Here is a 20,139-nt window from a genome sequence, read left to right as displayed (position 1 = left end):
TGGAATAGTTTCTGCTTAATATACTTTAAAAAACGCAAGTGATTATATATTATATATACTCACTAAAAAGGAGTTAAAACATAAAGTTAGGATTGTTATATTTTTACATTAATCTGGTAATAATTCATGGCTAATTTAACAAATTTTATCATTGCTTTTTTAATTACAGCAATTCTTTTATATGAGTTACAACCTTTAGCAGTACGTATTGGTTTGGTTGATTCTCCTAATGAACGTAAATTTCATAAGGGTCAAATACCTCTTATCGGTGGTATTGCAATGTTTTTTGGTTTTATATTGGCATTATTTTCTTTGAAAGAGGTGGTTGGTTTAGAACCGTTGATCGCCAGTGCCGCGATTTTAATGATCGTTGGTATTTTAGATGATATTCATAATTTATCTGTTTCTATACGGTTTTTTGCACAAGTCGTTGCTGCACTGTTTATGGTTTTTGGTGGCGATATTATCTTACAGAATCTTGGTGCTATTGGTTTACAAGGTTCTGGTATTGAGTTAGGTTATTTTACAGCTTTAATATTTACTGTGTTAGCTGTTATTATGGCTATTAATGCTCTTAATATGTGTGATGGCATTAATGGTTTGGCAGGCGGTTTAACTTTAATTACTTTGTCTGCTTTGGCTTTTATTGCATGGAATGCGAATTTAATACATTCTATGAATGTTTTATTGTTATTAATTGCTACTGTAGTTGCTTTTTTAAGATTTAATCTTCGCGCTTTGGTGTTTATGGGTGACGCTGGTAGTATGTTTTTAGGTGTGGTTGTAGTGTGGTTTTTAATCAGTTTCTCTCAAGGAGAACAACGTGCTATGACAGCGGCAACTGCTTTATGGATTTTTGCATTGCCGCTACTTGATACTGGTAGTATGACTATACGCAGGTTAGTTAAGGGTCATTCTCCTTTTAAGCCTGATCGTGGGCATCTGCATCATTTGTTCTTAGATGCAGGTTTTAGTGGTATTAAAACTCTGTTTATTATATTGTCATTAGCAGTTAGTTTGGCTGTAGTTGGTATTTTCGGTTTATATTTTGATGTTGCTGAAGTCATTATGTTTTGGGGATTTATAAGTTTATTTTTTGTTTATTTTTGTTTGGTTTCATGGATGAATAAATTGGTCTAATTTATGTTCTGCAATAGCTTGTCTTAAATTTTGCATTAGTGTCTGATAATAATGCAAATTATGTACGGTGTTTAAATGGCAGCCTAATATTTCTTTGGTTTTGTCTAAGTGATGTAAATAGGAACGGCTGTAATTTTGACAGGTATAGCAGTTACAATTTGGATCTAGGGCTGTAGTGTCACTTTTATATTTGCTATTACGAAGTTTTACTACACCTTCACTAGTAAATAAGTGTCCATTGCGAGCATTACGAGTGGGCATTACGCAATCAAACATATCAATACCTGCACGTACTGCTGCTACAATATCGGCTGGTGTTCCTACTCCCATTAGGTAGCGAGGTTTATTTGTTGGTAATTGTGGAGCTAGGCTGGTTAATATACGTTGCATATCATCTTTAGGTTCTCCTACTGATAATCCTCCAATGGCATAGCCATCAAAGCCTATGTCTAATAAGCCTGCTAAAGATTCTTGACGTAGGTGTTCATACATGCCTCCTTGTACTATGCCAAATAAAGCGGCTGGATTATCAGCATGTGCTGTTTTAGAACGCGCTGCCCATCGCAAAGATAGTTGCATAGAATCAATAGTTTGTTGTTCTGTAGCAGGATAAGGGGTACATTCATCAAAAATCATGACAATGTCAGCACCTAAAGCGCGTTGAACTGCCATAGATTCTTCTGGTCCTAAGAAAACTTTGGATCCATCTATTGGTGAATTAAATGTAACTCCTTGTTCACTAATGGTCCGCATTTTGCCTAAGCTAAATACTTGAAAACCGCCAGAATCGGTTAAAATAGGACGTTGCCAGTTCATAAAGTCATGTAAGTCTCCATGAGCGGCAATGATGTCTGTGCCGGGACGTAACATCAGGTGAAAGGTATTACCTAATAGTATATCGGCACCAGTAGCACGTACTTGTTCAGAAGTCATGGCTTTAACGGTGCCATAAGTGCCTACTGGCATAAAGGCTGGAGTTTCAATAGTGCCGCGTGTAAAGTTTAAACGCGCACGACGGGCATTACCATCGGTGGTAATAGATTCAAAAAAATTTTTAGACATTATTTTCATTATTTAGGTCAAAATTCCATATCCACAATTTCTGTATATGTCCACGGGCATTGTATGGGAAAGCTTGATTCTGCTAAGCCAGTTTTATCAGCGGCATCTCCTCTTGCAAGATCATAAGCATCTGCTATAACTGCATTTAATTTGCTTTTTAAGCTCGGGCTTTGTTGTAATCTTTTTACGATTCTGCGCCGCTGTTTCTTAATGGTTAGAATCCAACTACGAGTTTGAAGATTAGCTTGATATTGCCATTTTAGCAAATGCATTAGTAATACTGTTAATCGAGATTCTAATTCTCGTAATTCTGAATTACCCATACTTTCCACTTCCTCTATCAAAGTCTCCAAATCTATTTCATTAAATCTTCTGGAACGAAGCAAACTAATCTGTTGTTGCGTCCAACTATAAAAATATTTTTGATTAATATTTGTCATATTCATACAAATACCTCTTAACTAAAAAATGCGTTTTTTTACATATTTTACCAAATTATGCCACTTGATGTTTAAGTCGGTGTTTGAATGCGTAACATTACAGATCTGTAGGCTATTCTTAGTTTTATTAGTATGTTGATAATAAAAAGGTAGTACAACGAATTAAGAAATAAACGAAATTATTGTGAGTTGACACTAGGAATCCATAGTCAATTGTTTAAATAAATTTTTTCTCAGAATCAACACGCACAATTTCAAGATAATAGAAATAAATGATAAAAAAAGTATTAACGCTAAGATTTACGTGTATTGATTTATACGCAATTACTTGTTTTTATTCTTATTATATTGTGAATTATTTTTGCATGTATTATAGGATATAAATATTATTTATTAAACTTAATATATATCTTAAATTCATCATACACTTTACATAAATTTAGGATTTATATTTTTTTTATATTAACTAGGTATACCTAATCATGAAAACATATAACTACTTACAATTAACAATCATTACCTTATTATTATGGTGGATTAATCCTGTTTATAGTTCGGATTATATTTCGGATGATTGTGTAGCTGAGTATGATACTGAGAATGGGATAATTTATATTCCTTGTTTGCGTGTATATAATATTAATACAGATACAGAGTCTAATGAGGTTATAGGTTATTCTGTTCCTAATTATGTTGTATATTTACAAAAAAATGAGGATGATTCTTTTACACCTACTAATCTTTATCAAGATAGTAATGTTCCTGAAGATACAGAATGTGAAACATTGTATAATCCTTACCCTCCAGCAAAAGCTATTATTCAATGTATTTCTGACAAAAATGATACAAGTATATATTCATTAATTCTGGAAGTAGTTAATAATACTTTTGTTATTGTTACTGAATGAAATGATTATGTTCTGACAGGAACAAATATCTACTACATATCAATAATTTATAATTAAATTTTTTCTCAGAATCAACACGCACAATTTCAATATTCTGAATTGCGCGACATACATTACCCATATGCGCCGCCATCTTCTTACCTTTAAAACCACCTCCAGCTTCAACACCAGCCTTTTTAAATTGCCCACTAATCGGCTTATTTACACGCTTACGACGACTTCCACAAGTAACTTGAACAGCTTGATAATCTTCTGTAAATATGCGAATATTTATTTGATATAAGTACAACGGATTTTCGGAATAAACGGATTTCAGTTAGCTGGATTATTTTAGATAAACATCATATCGAGTATTTTTACTTTCAATACAAAAGCTTGGTTTATGATCATTTAAGTTTGTTGCAACTTTTGGGCGTTTTACTACTACTCGTTTACAACGAGATTCTAAAGCTGCTTCTAATAAAGCTGCTGCATCTACATCTTCTCCTACTATTGTTCGTAATAAACGCATTTCTTGTTTTACCAAAGCAGATTTTTGACGATGCGGATACATTGGGTCTAAATAAATTACATCAATATTCTCAATTAAACACAATTTATATAAGTAATTTGTTGCATCTTCATGAGTCAGTTTTAGTCTTTCGATGATCGGAGCTATATCTGTATTATTTTTAGCGCGTTCTAAGCTTTCAGATAATAATGCTGCAACTACTGGTGATCGTTCTAACATGTGAACTTTGCAACCTAAGCTTGCTAATATAAAAGCATCTCGCCCTAATCCAGCAGTGGCATCTACTACAGTAGGATTCGCAGCTTTTTTTAAGCCTATGGCTTTTGCTAAGGCTTGTTTACGCCCGCCACCATTGCGGCGACGGTAGTCTAAACTGCCTTTGGTAAAATCTACATAGTCATTCAATTTCATAATCAATAGTTAGCGGCGCATGATCAGAAAATCTTTGTTCTTTATAAATATTTGCACTTACAATTTTATCTTTTAATCCCGGTGTAATAATCTGATAATCAATCCGCCAACCAGTATTATTTGCCCACGCCTTACCTCGATTTGACCACCATGTATATTGTTGTTGTTCCTGATTGACAACACGAAAAGCATCTACAAATCCCGCAGAATCAAATAGTTCATCCATCCAAGCACGTTCTTCTGGCAAGCAACCTGAATTTTTTTGATTGCCACGCCAATTTTTTATATCAATCTGACGATGAACAATATTCCAATCTCCACATATGATATATTCTTTACCTGAGTGTTTTAATTCACGTAAATAAGGCAGGAATTTGTCCATAAAGGCAAATTTAACAGCTTGCCGCTCAGCACTAGCACCTCCAGAGTGCATATATAAAGAAATAATATTTAAATTAGGCAAACATACTTCTAAGTAACGCCCTTCTTTATCAATTTCAGACCATCCAATGCCTATTTTTACTTCATCTGGTTTCTCACGACTATATACAGCTACGCCACTATAACCTTTTTTTTCTGCATCATGGTAATAACAATGATAGCCATCTGGATGAAATATCGGATCAGTTAATTGATCTTCTTGTGCTTTAGTTTCTTGGATACATACTACATCAGCCTTTTGCTGTTCTAACCAGTCAAAAAAGCCTTTTTTAGCGGCAGCGCGAATTCCATTTAAATTAACTGTAATTATTCTCATAAATTAAAACCAAGGAATTAAACGTTTAGTTTTCTGAATATAATCCAACCATTCATCTTTATAATGCTGCATTAATCTTTTTTCTTCCCTAGCAATTTGTTCAAGTAAAGCAGTGCTAGCAAATAAAGCTAATAACAGTCCTAAACTAGACACAAAAACTAAAGGAATACTAATACAAATCATTATCAAACCAACATAATATGGGTGACGAATATATTTAAAAGGACCATCTGTAATTAATTGATTTTTCGCTAATTTACCAAATTCTAATACCTTCTTAGAAATATGAATAGCTTTCCAAAATATAAGTATATTACCTAATATAAATAACATCAAACCTAAATATCTAAAAAAATCGCCTCCTGCTAATAACATCCATGCTTTTCGATCTGAAAATGGCGAAATTATTAAAAATAATATAACCGCCATAATACCAAGGTATCCAATTAAACAATTTTCTTTAATTGGACATGTATTTGATAATACCCCGCTATGAAACATCCATTTTGGTGAAATAAAAAAAAACATCACTATAAATTGCGCTATTAACAATGATAATAAGGCTACTCTCGCCGGATGTGCCAATAATCCACTTATATCATCCATTCCCCAACTAGCTAAAATAATTCCAAAAATAATAATCGCTATACTAGAAATAACCATGAATTTTATCATTGTCATGATTTTCATAACGAAATTAAACATTTTTATTAATCCTATTAATTAATATTTATAAAAAAAATTATATTCTTAGATTATTATTTACTAATATTCCGATATAATCAAGTGAAATTTACTTGATATTGGATTTTGATGCAAAATTGATACAAGAAAAAAGGGAAAGGTAAAGGAAGGGAATTTAATGGTACCTAAGTACCATTATTTAATCTAAAGGGAATTATCTTACTCTGAGAGAAGAGTATTGATCATTAACACTTCTACCTATCCAAGGAGTGTTTGTAGTATAAACACGTTTATAACCTCGATAGTTAATATGTTGAAATAACACAGCTTTTGCACCGGGAGATACTTTGACTGAAGAAACTTGATCATTGATATGCAATTGTACAAAGTTAGGTTTATCTGCTCTGAAACACTTTCTCCAACCTTTATAATTAGCGTGTTGATATAAACAAACGGTGTGTTTTGGGATACGTTTAGACTTTACCTTCAGAGAAGAATATTGATCATTAACACCTTTACCCACCCAAGCAGTGTTTTTAGTATAAACACGTTTGTAACCTTGATAGTTAGTATGTTGAAATAACACTGCTCTTGTGCCGGGAGATACTTTGACTGAAGAAACTTGATCATTAATACCTAATGATACAAAGTTAGGTTTATCTGCTCTGAAACACTTTCTCCAACCTTTATAATTAGCGTGTTGATATAAACAAACGGTGTGTTTTGGGATACGTTTAGACTTTACCTTCAGAGAAGAATATTGATCATTAACACCTTTACCCACCCAAGCAGTGTTTTTAGTATAAACACGTTTGTAACCTTGATAGTTAGTATGTTGAAATAACACTGCTCTTGTGCCGGGAGATACTTTGACTGAAGAAACTTGATCATTAATACCTAATGATACAAAGTTAGGTTTATCTGCTCTGAAACACTTTCTCCAACCTTTATAATTAGCGTGTTGATATAAACAAACGGTGTGTTTTGGGATACGTTTAGACTTTACCTTCAGAGAAGAATATTGATCATTAACACCTTTACCCACCCAAGCAGTGTTTTTAGTATAAACACGTTTGTAACCTTGATAGTTAGTATGTTGAAATAACACTGCTCTTGTGCCGGGAGATACTTTTATTGAAGAAACTTTATCATTGATACCCAATGATACAAAATTGGATTTATTTGTGCTGTAACACTTTTTCCAACCCTTATAATTAGCATGTTCATATAAACAAACTGTTCCTGACATTGCTTGCATAGAAATGCTGATCATTGAAACGCCTATTGCCAATGAACATGATTTGAGTATTGAATTACGACTCAACATATTAATTTTCCTATAAAAATTATGATATTTGTTTAACAACGGAAACCATTATAATCATAATGTTTTAAAAAAGCAATAACTTTATGTATTTTATTTTATTATGGTTACTATTAATTAGTAATCCATTCAATATCCCAGCCATTTTCTTCAGCAATACCGGGAATAGCTACCAGTACATTATCTAAATAAATAAAAGGGATAAATTGACGTTGCCAAGGTGGCAATCCTGCCGCTTGTAATAATTTTTTCACTACGCGCTGATGCTTATTTAAGCGAATAACTTCTCCGCCTTGTCGAAACCGTATTTCTAATTCAGTGCCGCTTGGTAAAGCTTGTGTTAATTTTAAGTTACCTAGAGGTAAACGCGGCGATGGGGAGGAAACTAACCATTTTATAGTTTTTGTAGGGGAAGGTGGAGGGGGTAGGTTTGGCATGGCAAATAAATTTCTACGATAGCGGCGTATTTCCGCACCTTGCCAACTTACTAGTGGCTGACTATCAGCTTTTGCCGTCATTAAGTTGCTAACAATTTGTTGTAATTGTTTAGTTGTAGGAGAGGGTAAAGCAAGTTTTTTGATCCAAAATCTTAAAACATTTTTTTGTCGTGCAGCAGAAAATTTAGATAGTTTATCTAAACTCAAGATGTCAGCCTTATGCCCTTGGCATTGTTGTAAATCTTGTGCAGCTAATTCTTGTATTAATTCATTTGCTTCTGCTTGATGACTAGCAGCGCGGCTTATTATATGACTAACACTTGCCCAACGTTGCTGAAGCCTAGGCATTATTTCATGACGTAAAAAATTACGATCAAAGCGAGTATCGGCATTACTACTATCTTCTATCCATTTTAAGTTAGCCGCTTGAGCATATTGATATAATTCAGCACGAGTATATCCTAATAAAGGGCGAACTAACCAGCCTTTATTTTCAGGCATAGCTGCTAAACCGGCAACTCCACTACCACGTAATAATTGTAATAATAAGGTTTCAGCTTGATCATCAGCATGTTGAGCGGTTAAAACTACATCGTCAGGCGTGATTGTTTGAAGAATTGCCTGATAACGAGCTGTTCTAGCCTTAGCTTCAAGACTTTCTCTAGCGGCAACTTCAACCTTAACTTTGATAATATCACAAGGCACATCTAAGGCTTTACAAACCTTTTGGCAATGTTCAGCCCAATAATCAGCGTCTGGATTTAAACCATGATTAATATGAATCGCGCGTAATTGAAGATCAGATTGGGCGAGAAGATGTAATAAGACATGTGAATCTAAACCGCCACTATAAGCTACCCATAAACGCTTAGTTGATGGGCAGATATGCAGGATATCAGGAAGGGAAAGCAACTGCTAGAAATCTTTACTTAATGCAAAAACAAGAAGTTGATCTGTTTCAGCATCACTATAAGCAACAGAAGCATCAAATCCAGCTATAGAATAAGAGACTTTAGCACCATAATAAAGGTAATCATCTCCAGCTTTATCGTTATCTTCAATTAATTGTTGACCAATTTCTCCACCAACACCTAAACCATTAGCAAATGTATAATTCACATTTAAACCATAATGATGAGATGTACCTGCACCAGAAAACTCGGGAGAAAAATCATATAGTAAATTGAAAGTCACACCCTCTGAAATTAAATAAGGTAGTTTTTCTAATCCAAAATCTGTATCTTTTTTGGTGGTATAACTTAAATTTATGCTGTATTCAGTCGTATCATAATTTAAGCTACTAGCAGCTCCGGGGTAGGTATAACGATTAGCTTTAACAGTATAACTTAAACCATCAAGGTATTGATCTAAATTATCACCATAACCTACATAAAAATCTACTTTAATATCAGCACGATCATTAGGGATTACAGTCTGATCTTCTAATAACTTAACATTAGAAGCCCATGTGCCGAATATAAAATTACTATTTTTATGTTCAAAATCCAGCCCACCTTGTACAGCAAAACCTTCATTAGTTTGTGACTTACCGCGAAAGACATAATCACTTGCCAATGTCATATTACCAGTAATATCAAAAGAACCTAGTTCTGCTGCTTGTACAATATTTGTTAATAAAGCACCTACTATAATGCTTTTATATGGGAATTTCATCCATTTTTCCTTTTATTATTATTGTGATTAGATGCAGCAGAATTAAAGTTTAAAGACTTCTACTTAAGGTAAAGAATATCCGTTCATCTGCACCTAATGTATCAGAATTGTCTAAATCAGTATCACTATAAGATACTGAAGCATCAAAACCGAAAATACTATAAGAAGCTGAGACACCATAATAAAGGTAATCATCACCAGCTTTATTATTATCACTAAACATTTGTTGACCAACATGCCCACTGAAACCAATACCATTAGGTAAAGAATAACCAGCATTTAACTTATAATGATGAGCAGAATCAACATCTCCAAAAAATTCTGGAGCAAAATCATAGGCAAAACCTAGATCAATACCTTGTGGAAGTTTATAACCTAAAGATAAACCCAATTCATAAAAGTCGTAATTCAAACTACTAGCGGCACCGGGATAGCCATAACGACTAGCTGTTACACCATAACTAAAACCTTTAATTTCACCACTATAACCAGCATAAACATCAAGTTCAAGATTAGCACGATCTTCTTCACTAACATTGGTTTCTTTATAATTAACGTTAGAAGCCCATGTGCCTATTGAAAAACCACTTTTATGCTCAGCATCAAAGCCGCCTTGTAATGCCCATTGTTCATTAGTTTGCGAAATACCGCGCCAAACATAATCACTCGTCAAAGCTACATTTCCGCTTAATTTGAAACCTGCTACTTCTTCTGCTTGAGCAAGAGGAAGGTTTACCAGTAAAGCACTAGCCATTACTATTTTGTGTGACAATTTCATAATATACTCCTATTGCAATATTAAGACCAAATTATATATATAGAATATATTAAGATATTCTATATATAAAAACAAGGTTTATTTAAACAAAACTTCTCGTTGAATAGTAGGATAAAAAGTGAAATTTTCGATTTCAACTTGCCCTTGATAAATCCAGCCACGTTTTGCCTTTGTACCTACTTCAGTGGTGCCTGAAATTATCATTTCAAAGTCAGTTTCAGGATTGGCAATTACATTAAATAAATCAATTAAGCGATCCATTGTCTTTGTATCATTTTTACCAATATATACTTCTAACTTCTGTTCCTTGAAAGTTAAATTACCATTTTTACTTGGCGGCAAAATAAATAATTCTGATTTAGTGCTACCAAAATAAATGCTTTTATCATTATCGTCTTTAAAAGTAATCTTAAAATTCGTATTTCTGAATTTTAATTCCATTTTAGCAGTGGTACTAAATTTCACAATCAAATTCGCCTTAAAAGCATCATCTGTTTTTTTGAGGCTAATACTTTTAATCGCATTAATATCTATTTTATCCACTATATCAATGGGTAAAGCATTTGCAATATTCATACTCAAAAGACTTACTGCAACTATTGTTTTTAAATACATATGTTTCTCCAATAATAGATTTAAAATAAAATTATAACATGAATTATCAGCAATATGGAATTATCCTTGCATTTTTCATGCTATATGATTAATTAATAAACTTAATATTATGGCAGATGTCAAGATAAATACCTTACCTATGGGATGTTGTTTGCAAGAATATCAACTGAAAAAAATTCTTGGGATAGGTGGATTAGCTGCTATTCAGTTTGATGTTGTGATTTATTATCCTATAAAAGTTTGTATCTTGCCTAATAAGCGTTGCCATTCAATAGGTTTAGGTTCATAATCATCACAACCAGCGGCAATAGCTGATTCTTTATCACCACTCATTGCATGAGCTGTCAACGCAATGACAGGTATATGTTGAATTTCTGGTGACTGCTTAATTTCTCTGGTGGCAACCCAACCATCTTTAATAGGCAAACTCAGATCCATTAAAATTAAATCAGGCTGTTCACTATAAACCATATTAACGCCTTGTTCACCATCAGCGGCTGTTATAACTTCAAAACCTTTATGTTGCAAACGAATCATTAGCATATCACGATTCATTTCATTATCTTCTACGAGTAAAATTTTAGACATGTTTGTTATCCTGTAATTGCTGAGAATTTATCTACTATGCAAGAGGTGTACAACTCAACAGGATAACAGCAGGGATTAAGAGGTTTCTTGTTTCAGTTGATCTAAACTAATATGACGAATATCCTTACCTTCTACATAATAGATAATGTACTCGCAAATATGACGTGAATGTGCTGCCACTCGTTCAAGGGCACGCGCTGACCATAATATATTTAATACTATTGGAATAATACGAGGATCTTCCATCATATAAGTAATGAGTTGACGACTGATATTATCATATTCTTGATCAATCTTTAAATCATCTTCCATTACTTGTATTGCCATATCTACATCAAAACGCGCAAAAGCGTCTAAAGTATTATGTAGCATTAATTGCACATGTTCGCCTAAATGATTCATGGCAATAAAATATTTTGCTGGAGTTTCACCTTGCATTTGTAAAGTCATATGTGCAATACGTTCAGCTTGATCACCAATTCTTTCTAAATCTGGTATGGTTTTTATAATAGCCATTACTAAACGTAAATCACTAGCGGCAGGATGACGAATAGCTAAAATGCGTGTACTTTCTTCATCAAGTGATACTTCTAAAGCATTTATTTTGTAATCATTATTATATACTTGTTGAGCCAATTCGGTATCATGCTTTGTTAAAGCAGTCATGGCATTTGTCAATTGTTCTTCGACTAAACCACCCATACTCAGAACTTTATTCTTTAATTCAGTTAACTCTACATCAAAACTATGAGATATATGTTTTCTAGCTAGTTTAGCCATAACGCCCCGTTATATAATCTTCTGTTTGTTTTTTGCTTGGATTAGTAAATAGTGTGCTAGTATCTCCAAATTCAATTACTTCTCCAAGATACATAAACGCAGTATAATCAGAGACACGCGCCGCTTGTTGCATATTATGAGTCACAATGATTATGGTATAATCAGATTTTAACTCATTGATTAGTTCTTCAATTTTCAGTGTAGAAATTGGATCTAATGCTGATGCTGGTTCATCTAATAACAATACTTCTGGTTCAATTGCAATTGCTCTTGCAATAACTAAACGTTGTTGTTGCCCACCAGATAAACCAAGTGCATTGTCATTTAAACGATCTTTGACTTCATTCCATAATGCTGCACCTTTCAGAGATTTTTCTACTACTTCATCTAAAATACGACGGCTATTTATTCCTTGAATACGTAAGCCATAAGCAACGTTTTCATAAATAGATTTAGGAAAAGGATTGGGTTTTTGAAATACCATTCCTACACGTCGTCGTAGATCAGCAACATTTACATTCTTATCATAAATATTACTACCATCTAATAATATTTTACCTTCAATACGAGTAGTATCTACTAAATCATTCATTCGATTAAAACAGCGTAACAATGTGGATTTGCCACAGCCACTTGGTCCAATATAAGCAGTTACACGCCGTTGTGGAATCTGCATATTAATATTATTTAAGGCTTGTTTTTCGCCATAAAATAAATTTAAATCTTTAACTTTAAGGGTAATAGTTTCTTTATCGAAATTATTGATTTTTTTGCCTCTATGAAGTGAGGATATATCAATTTTATTCATTATGCAGTTTCCAATGCTTTATATTTTTCGCGCAAATTATTACGTATCCAAATAGCAGCTAAATTCAAAATAATAATCACTGCCACTAATAAAAATGCTGTTGCATACACCAATGGTCTTCCTGCCTCTACATTAGGGCTTTGAAAGCCAACATCATAAATATGAAATCCTAAGTGCATAAATTGGCGATCTAAATGTAAAAATGGTGCTTGTGCATCTACTGCTAATGATGGTGCTAATTTTACTACCCCTACTAACATTAAGGGTGCAACTTCACCAGCAGCACGGGAAATCGCTAATATTAAACCCGTCATCATTGCAGGGCTTGCCATTGGTAACACTGTACGCCATAAGGTTTCTGCTTTAGTTGCGCCTAAAGCTAAACTACCTTCACGAATAGATCGTGGAATTCGGGATAATCCTTCTTCAGTAGATACTATTACAACTGGTACTGTTAATAATGCTAAGGTTAATGATGCCCATAAAATTCCGGGTGTACCAAATGTCGGTGCTGGCAAGGCTGCTGAAAAAAACCATTCATCTATATTCGATCCTACAAAATAGACAAAAAATCCTAAGCCAAAAACCCCGTAAACAATTGAAGGAACCCCTGCTAAGTTATTGACTGCAATACGAATAGTAGTGGTAAGCCAATTTTGTTTAGCATATTCATGCAAATATATAGCTGCAATAACGCCAATTGGTGTAACAATAATTGACATTAAAATAACCATTATCACGGTGCCAAAAATAGCGGGAAAAATACCACCTTCGGTATTGGCTTCACGAGGATCATCACTTAAAAATTCCCATACTTTCATGCCATAAAATTGGATTTTATCCATTACTGACATGGCGTTAGGACGATAGGCATGTACAATTTTAGCTAGTGAAATTTCAGTGATACGCCCATCCATAACTTTGGCAGTTAAGCTATCGCGATTCATGGCAAAATATAGTTGTCTTAATTTTTTATTAAGCTTTTCAGAACGCGCTAGTAAAGCCGCTTTTTTCTTTTCTATTGCTGCTAATTTAGCTGGATCATTATCATTATTCAATTCTAATCGTCGCTTGTCTAAACGTAAAGCTTCTAAATCAGCATTAATACTACCAATTTTAGATTTCTCGATTTCGCGAATCCAACTATAAATTTTTAAGGTACGTTTGAGACGCTTGTGTAATTCCTTCCAAGCGGCTTTACCTTCAGCAACAACTTTATCTTTTTGCTTAACTGCGACTAAATAACCATAAAAATTACCCCATTCACGGCGTTCAATTACCATTAAGTCTTTAGGATATTGTTTATTTTCAAATTGATCTGCAATTAACCAACGAAAATCAGAACCAAATAAATCACGATTACCGGTTTTCAATAAATAACGAGTGACTATATGAGAATCTAATTTAACTGTTTTTTCATCATAAATTTCACCTATAATATGAGTTGATTCATAATCTGCTTCAATAACATTTTTCGGCCAAAAATGTCCTAAACCATTGACAGCAATCAGAAATAACAAACCTACAACCGCAAGGATACTAACGGTGACAGAAGCCGCTGTCAACCATATCCAAGGATCACCACTTTTCCACCAATTTTTCATAATTAACCTGTTAAAGAAAATAATACTATTATATTATAGTAGTAAATTATTATGACAACAATATGAACTATAGATTTCCATTCATTTTTTATGAGTATATTGAGTTTAGAAAAATTTATATTTGCATTAATAAAGGTTTCCTTATTTTGAAAAAAATTCATTACCTTAAAATACAGAATTTTAAGTTATTTGAACAAACAATTACTATTGAATTAGATCAACCTTCTGTATTAATTGGACCAAATAATTCTGGTAAAACTACCGTGATTCAGGCTCTTGCATTGTGGCGATTGGCAATTACAAAATGGTATGAAGCCAGATTTAATAGTAAAAAATCTTCTTCAATTGCATTAAATCGTTTAGATATTCCACCAGTGCCGGTGCCACATGCTAAATATTTTTGGCAAAACTTATCTTTGCGCAAACAAAAATTGCCTATATTAATGACTATTAGTGTTGGTATTGAATTTAATGGGAAGGTTATAGAATGTAGTTTAAATTTTAAATATTCTTCTTCTGAGGTTATTTATTTTCAACCAGCAAAGGATTGCATTAATAATAAGCCATTATTAGAATATCTAAATGAATTAAAAATAGAAATATTATATCCAATTGGGAATATTGCAATTGAGGAGCCGCTATTACAAGAAGGTAGAATTAATGTATTAATTGGTGAAGGTAAGACTTCTGATGTTTTAAGGAATTTTTGTTATAGAATAATCGAAAATGATGAAAAGCATAATACTAAAGATTGGCTAGAAATTACCCAATTAATGCAAAGATTATTTCAAATTACTTTAAAAAAACCAACTTATCTTAATAGTAGAGGTTCTATTGAATTAAAATATTCTACTGTTTCTATTAAAAATGGCTTAGATATAGCTATTGCTGGTAGAGGGCAACAACAAGTATTGTTATTAATTAGCTATCTTTTTCTTCATAAAAATACTGTGTTATTACTTGATGAACCTGATGCTCATTTAGAAATCCTTCGTCAACGACAAATTTTTATGTTATTAAATCATATAGCTGAAAAACATGATAATCAAATTATAATTGCAACACATTCTGAAGTGATTCTGGAAAATGCTATTGAAAGCAATTTGGTAATGTTAATTGATGGTGAAGCGAACAATTTAGCTAAAAAACCTGTGATTAAAAAGGCATTAAAAGATTTCGGTATTGAACATTATTATAAGGCAAAAATTACTCAAAATATCTTATATGTTGAAGGTAGTACAGATATTGAAATGCTTAAAGCATTCGCAGATTTGCTAGATCATCCTGCAAAAAATTTCTTGACTAATAAATTAAATTATTATTTTGTGAAAGATAGTGAACCACAAGCTTCTTTTGAAAAAGAAATTGATAAAGCAACTGGTAGTTATCATTCTCATAAAGAACATTTTTATGCTCTAAAAGCTGTAATACCGGCATTAAATGGAATTGCGATTTTTGATGGAGATAATCGACAACATATTGATGATATTAAAAATGATTTAGTTACTGTATATTGGAAAAGGTATGAATTAGAAAATTATTTTATAGTTCCTGAAGTAATTGAAGCTTTTGTGAAAGCGAATTATAATTCCTCAAGCATAAAAGAAGCAATTAATAAAGCCATTTTAGTAGATATTTTTAATAATGACAAACAAGCCTATACGGCTTATTTAAAATTAGATGCGGCACTTCAGCGGCAAACTTTTATTAATAATGCTAACCATAAAAAATTAAGCGCGTTTTTAGATCATGTTTGGGAAAATTTTGCTAGATTAACTAATGAACCACGCTTATTAAATAAGGGGCAATATTATCAATTAATTCAATATTTACCTAAAGATATGGTAGATGCTGAAGTGTCTGAAAAGCTAGATTTGTTCGAGTCGATACAATGAAAATATTATGTCGGTACGTATAACTCTTTTAACATCAGTTACATAATATTAAGTACAGCGAATTACGTGGATAAACTAATAAAGTTTAATTTAAATAATTTGTTTATCCACGTAATTCGTTGTACTTATTTTTGTTAATAAACTTTTGCGTACCTACTTATACCATATAAGTAGAACTTTCAATAAAAAATGAGTTTAGAAGAGTTTATATCTGCATTAACTAAAGAAGATTTAGAAAAAAGAGAAAATAAAATTCCAAGTTTACAATTTATTGTACTAAGATAGATGATTTAAAAGATATTTATAAAAACTTGTGTTTTGTGAAAAATGAAATTTTTCAAATTAAGACCTGACAGGTTTTTAAAACCTGTCAGGTCTGAATATCACAATGAACTATATTTGCGTCGCAGACGATGACGAACAACTTCTGCAATTGTGTTAAAGAAAAAAGTAAAAATAAACAGAACTAAACCAGATAAAAATAAAATTCTATAATGTGTACTAGCTACTTCAGATTCTGGCATTTCTACAGCTATATTTGCTGATAAGGTACGTAAACCTTCAAATAGATTAAAGTCCATAATCGGGGTATTACCAGTTGCCATTAATACAATCATGGTTTCACCAACAGCTCTTCCCATGCCGATCATAATAGCTGAAAAAATACCGGGGCTAGCTGTCAATATAACTACTCTCACCATAGTTTGCCAAGGCGTAGCACCTAAAGCTAATGAGCCTATTGTTAAATGTTTAGGTACGCTAAATACTGCGTCTTCTGCCATTGAAAAAATATTAGGAATTACTGCTAAGCCCATTGCAATTCCAACAATTATTGCATTACGTTGATCGAAATCAACACCAAGTTGAGTGGTCAACCAATTTGGCATATTGCCATCGAAAAGCCAAACTTCTATAGGATAACTTAAACTAAAAGCTGACCATGTTACTAATAATATTATTGGAATCAATAAAGCTGATTGCCAACCTGTTGAGATTTTATGTTTAAGTGATTTGGGCAAATTGTGCATCATAAAAGCAAACACTAGTACAGCAATTGGTAACAACAATAACAACATGAAGAATCCCGGTAAATTCTTTTCCATTAATGGTGCTAACCATAAACCAGCAATAAATCCGAGAATAACAGTTGGTAAAGCCGCCATGATTTCAATGCTAGGTTTTACTATAGAACGCATTTTTGGATCCATAAAATATGCTGTATAAATGGCACCAAATATTGCAATTGGTATGGCAATTAACATTGCATAAAATGCGGCTTTTAAAGTACCAAAAGCTAAAGGTATTAAACTAAATTTAGGCTCAAAATCATTATTTGCAGAAGAAGATTGCCAGACATAATCAGGGGATTCATAGCTTTCATACCATACCTTACCCCATAATGCTGACCATGAAATTTCAGGGTGTTTATTATGCAAATCCCAAACATGCAATTGCTTATTATTATCAGCTATTAATAGTCTATCAGCGCGTGGAGATATAGAAATCTGTTTAATAGCAGCATCAGTAACTTTTTCTAACATTATTGTACGATGTGCAGTCGAATGATAAATCCCAACATTACCATTATTATCAGCGGCTACAAAACCTTTGCGACGTTCTTCAGTGGCAATTGAAATTATAGGAGCAGACTGATCATTAAATTGACGAATTTTGGTAAGTATATAATTATTATTTTTGTCACGCACAGGGAACCATTGAGTAATGCGCCCCTTAGAATCACCTACTAATAATGAAATATCTCCAGTTAGAAATTCTAAAGCAGTAATTTTAGTATTGACATCGACTACACGCAGACGCTGTAAAATTTTAGGAGTCTTAGTTCTAATATCAATATGAGTAATTTGACCATTTTGATCAGCTAGATAAATGACTGTTTGTTCTTTATCTAATAATAAATGACTTATATCTATTGATGGTAAAGCTAAAACACTACTAGAACTACGTTCAAATTCACTAGATTCACTTAAAAATGATTCTTCTTTAGTAAAAGTTGCTAAGACTAAATCTTTATCAATAGTAATAGCGGCTAAAGTATTCCTTGCACCTTGTAATTGAATATCGAGATGAGTTAAAGCACGCCGCTTATCATCAACTACAATTGGTTCCTTACCTAAAGGATATTGAATACTAGGAGTAATAACACGCACATCATTAGGGTAAGTAATTTTATAATTATGCTTTACCACCACAGCTCGCCCATCATTTAAACCAAAAGCTATAATATCTGTAGCAGGATCAGCAACAGCAAAACTAGTTATTGAGGCATCATCAGGTATAGCAATTTTATACTTAGAAATTACCTTACCATCTTTCAAACTAAAAAAAACCGCTTGAGCGTCATTAGTAAACCGAACACCAAGCTCATTTTTTTCTTCGGTAGCAATATATATTGAATCAGAGCTGCTAAATTGTACAATATGATTCATACTTGCCGGCAAAAACAGCGGCAAGACAACATATAACAGGTAAAAGAAAATCAGACTAATAGCAATAATAATGCTGATACCGCCCAAAGTCATGCTATATTTGGCGATTTGATCTTTCAGCATACGCCATTGTCGAGTTGACAAAACAAAAGAAGAATTAGTATTCATATTGTATATATTTATAGTAGATTATTATGACAATAGTGTGAACTATAGCTAAAAATTTTAACTAATATACAGTTTCTATTACTAACTGTTCACCATAAAAATTAGCTAACATTCCAACTTTCATTCCTAAATGTTTCATCCGTGTTTTCATAACAATTCCCATAATCTTATCCATTGATTCCATTGCAAACACAGCCAATAAAATTTTATTTTCTACTCGAATCATTTGAACCTTTTGTTGACCAACACAATGAGTTTTATAAAATAAATTAATTTTACGTATATATTCATAACCAATACTCTGAGACTGTAATTCAATCATCACAGCTTGTCGATAAACTCGATGAATAAAGCCAATTCCTAAAACAAAATGTACTCGATACAATGCTTGAAAAAGACTATCGAGTAATGCAGGATATAAAGTATTTACAGTTGGTGTTTTCGGTTGCCATTTAAAATTGACTTTCTTGTTCCTAATAAAATTAGGTAAGCGTTTGTCTTGTAAGGAATGGGTACCGAAATTCACAATAATTCCTAAATCAGCATCAGTCAGTTTAAGGTAGGAAATAGTTTGAGCTTGATGAATAGGCATAATATTAGGTGCTACTTTAAATTCAAGGATGATTTTTCCGTTTTCAAGCCAATGGTCAACATAAAAAATGCCGGCTGGTGTATCTCGGTAAAGCACATAGAATTGTTTTTCAGATTCAGAGATGATGCCTTGTTCTCTTAATCCATAAGATACAGCTTGTTGATAGAATTTTTCAGGGAGTTTTGGACCTAATTTATTATAAACGTCAATCAAAATCCCTCGAACAATAAAACTTAGTTCTTTATGAAGTAAATCTGACATAATTGTTAATTATTAATTGTTAATTGTTAATTGTTGAGTACAGCGAATTACGTGGATAAACTAATAAGGCGAAAAGATTTTAATTCGTTTATCCACGTAATTCGCTGTACTCATATTAGAATGAAACTATATAACTTTTAATTTGCGCATCAATAATATATGCACTTAGCTCTTTATGAAGTAAATCTGACATAATATATAATATATAATTGTTGAGTACAGCGAATTACGTGGATCTGTCTCTTATACACATCT

At 32.7% G+C, this 20,139-nt stretch carries 20 protein-coding genes; 3 read left to right on the top strand and 17 right to left on the bottom strand.

From position 1 onward, the window contains the following. Positions 1-126 precede the first annotated feature (126 nt). Positions 127-1,140 carry a hypothetical protein gene (locus BHU68_RS15205; protein WP_069472134.1) on the top strand — a complete coding sequence of 338 codons (1,014 nt, stop codon included), beginning with the start codon at positions 127-129 and terminating at the stop codon, positions 1,138-1,140. Here BHU68_RS15205 and tgt read toward each other — a convergent pair. Further along, complete coding sequence (tgt, locus tag BHU68_RS15200) at positions 1,117-2,202, bottom strand: tRNA guanosine(34) transglycosylase Tgt (protein WP_069472133.1); 1,086 nt, start codon at positions 2,200-2,202, stop codon at positions 1,117-1,119. The two genes, BHU68_RS15205 and tgt, sit on opposite strands and share 24 nt — an antisense overlap. A 17-nt stretch (positions 2,203-2,219) precedes the next feature. Further along, positions 2,220-2,648 (bottom strand): DUF29 domain-containing protein, encoded by a 429-nt coding sequence (locus BHU68_RS15195; RefSeq protein WP_102135572.1) that lies wholly within the window; start codon positions 2,646-2,648, stop codon positions 2,220-2,222. A gap of 476 nt (positions 2,649-3,124) precedes the next feature. Between BHU68_RS15195 and BHU68_RS15190 the strand changes: the two genes are divergently transcribed. Then, the gene (locus BHU68_RS15190) at positions 3,125-3,550 is read left to right on the top strand and encodes a hypothetical protein (RefSeq protein ID WP_069472132.1); all 426 of its coding nucleotides are present in this window, start codon (positions 3,125-3,127) and stop codon (positions 3,548-3,550) included. Here BHU68_RS15190 and BHU68_RS17800 read toward each other — a convergent pair. The 13 genes from BHU68_RS17800 to pstA all read right to left on the bottom strand — a co-directional run bounded on the left by BHU68_RS17800 (position 3,540) and on the right by pstA (position 14,521). After that, positions 3,540-3,839, bottom strand: coding sequence for a hypothetical protein (locus tag BHU68_RS17800; protein WP_069472131.1), 300 nt, complete (start codon positions 3,837-3,839; stop codon positions 3,540-3,542). The two genes, BHU68_RS15190 and BHU68_RS17800, sit on opposite strands and share 11 nt — an antisense overlap. A gap of 36 nt (positions 3,840-3,875) precedes the next feature. Further along, entirely contained in the window at positions 3,876-4,472 is a 597-nt protein-coding gene (locus BHU68_RS15180; protein ID WP_069472130.1) for a class I SAM-dependent methyltransferase, read from the bottom strand. Next, positions 4,459-5,229: an exodeoxyribonuclease III gene (locus BHU68_RS15175; protein ID WP_069472129.1), complete on the bottom strand. Its 771-nt coding sequence runs from the start codon at positions 5,227-5,229 to the stop codon at positions 4,459-4,461. Before BHU68_RS15175 ends, BHU68_RS15180 begins: the two co-directional genes overlap by 14 nt. Positions 5,230-5,232: 3 nt before the next feature. Further along, positions 5,233-5,934 carry a methyltransferase family protein gene (locus BHU68_RS15170; protein ID WP_083234132.1) on the bottom strand — a complete coding sequence of 234 codons (702 nt, stop codon included), beginning with the start codon at positions 5,932-5,934 and terminating at the stop codon, positions 5,233-5,235. A gap of 193 nt (positions 5,935-6,127) precedes the next feature. After that, a complete protein-coding gene (locus tag BHU68_RS15165) occupies positions 6,128-7,240 on the bottom strand; it encodes a peptidase inhibitor family I36 protein (RefSeq protein ID WP_069472127.1) in 1,113 nt (370 codons plus the stop codon). Positions 7,241-7,350: 110 nt separating this feature from the next. Beyond that, positions 7,351-8,586 carry a tRNA lysidine(34) synthetase TilS gene (gene tilS, locus BHU68_RS15160; protein WP_069472126.1) on the bottom strand — a complete coding sequence of 412 codons (1,236 nt, stop codon included), beginning with the start codon at positions 8,584-8,586 and terminating at the stop codon, positions 7,351-7,353. A 3-nt stretch (positions 8,587-8,589) separates the two neighbouring features. After that, the gene (locus BHU68_RS15155) at positions 8,590-9,348 is read right to left on the bottom strand and encodes a TorF family putative porin (protein WP_069472125.1); all 759 of its coding nucleotides are present in this window, start codon (positions 9,346-9,348) and stop codon (positions 8,590-8,592) included. A gap of 49 nt (positions 9,349-9,397) precedes the next feature. After that, a complete protein-coding gene (locus BHU68_RS15150; RefSeq protein WP_069472124.1) occupies positions 9,398-10,126 on the bottom strand; it encodes a TorF family putative porin in 729 nt (242 codons plus the stop codon). 78 nt (positions 10,127-10,204) lie between these two features. Beyond that, the gene (locus tag BHU68_RS15145; protein WP_069472123.1) at positions 10,205-10,741 is read right to left on the bottom strand and encodes a hypothetical protein; all 537 of its coding nucleotides are present in this window, start codon (positions 10,739-10,741) and stop codon (positions 10,205-10,207) included. 225 nt (positions 10,742-10,966) lie between these two features. Next, entirely contained in the window at positions 10,967-11,329 is a 363-nt protein-coding gene (locus BHU68_RS15140) for a response regulator (protein ID WP_069472122.1), read from the bottom strand. 75 nt (positions 11,330-11,404) lie between these two features. Next, on the bottom strand, positions 11,405-12,109 hold the full coding sequence (gene phoU / locus BHU68_RS15135; RefSeq protein WP_069472121.1) for a phosphate signaling complex protein PhoU: 705 nt from the start codon (positions 12,107-12,109) through the stop codon (positions 11,405-11,407). Further along, entirely contained in the window at positions 12,102-12,917 is an 816-nt protein-coding gene (gene pstB, locus BHU68_RS15130; protein WP_069472120.1) for a phosphate ABC transporter ATP-binding protein PstB, read from the bottom strand. The genes phoU and pstB overlap by 8 nt, the downstream gene beginning before the upstream one ends. Beyond that, complete coding sequence (gene pstA / locus BHU68_RS15125) at positions 12,917-14,521, bottom strand: phosphate ABC transporter permease PstA (protein ID WP_069472119.1); 1,605 nt, start codon at positions 14,519-14,521, stop codon at positions 12,917-12,919. The genes pstB and pstA overlap by 1 nt, the downstream gene beginning before the upstream one ends. Before the next feature lie 146 nt (positions 14,522-14,667). Here pstA and BHU68_RS15120 point away from each other — a divergent pair, with 146 nt between their 5' ends. Continuing rightward, entirely contained in the window at positions 14,668-16,416 is a 1,749-nt protein-coding gene (locus BHU68_RS15120) for an ATP-dependent nuclease (RefSeq protein ID WP_171899470.1), read from the top strand. 383 nt (positions 16,417-16,799) lie between these two features. Here BHU68_RS15120 and BHU68_RS15115 read toward each other — a convergent pair whose 3' ends face one another. Further along, positions 16,800-19,031 (bottom strand): ABC transporter permease subunit, encoded by a 2,232-nt coding sequence (locus tag BHU68_RS15115; RefSeq protein WP_069472118.1) that lies wholly within the window; start codon positions 19,029-19,031, stop codon positions 16,800-16,802. Between the two features lie 61 nt (positions 19,032-19,092). Then, a complete protein-coding gene (locus BHU68_RS15110) occupies positions 19,093-19,884 on the bottom strand; it encodes a GxxExxY protein (protein WP_069472117.1) in 792 nt (263 codons plus the stop codon). Between the last annotated feature and the right edge of the window lie 255 nt (positions 19,885-20,139).

The organism is Candidatus Marithrix sp. Canyon 246, assembly GCF_001723685.1.
Lineage (GTDB): Bacteria > Pseudomonadota > Gammaproteobacteria > Beggiatoales > Beggiatoaceae > Marithrix.
The sequence above is the reverse complement of the archived record's forward strand: the minus strand, read 5'-3'. Positions and strand labels throughout refer to the sequence as shown.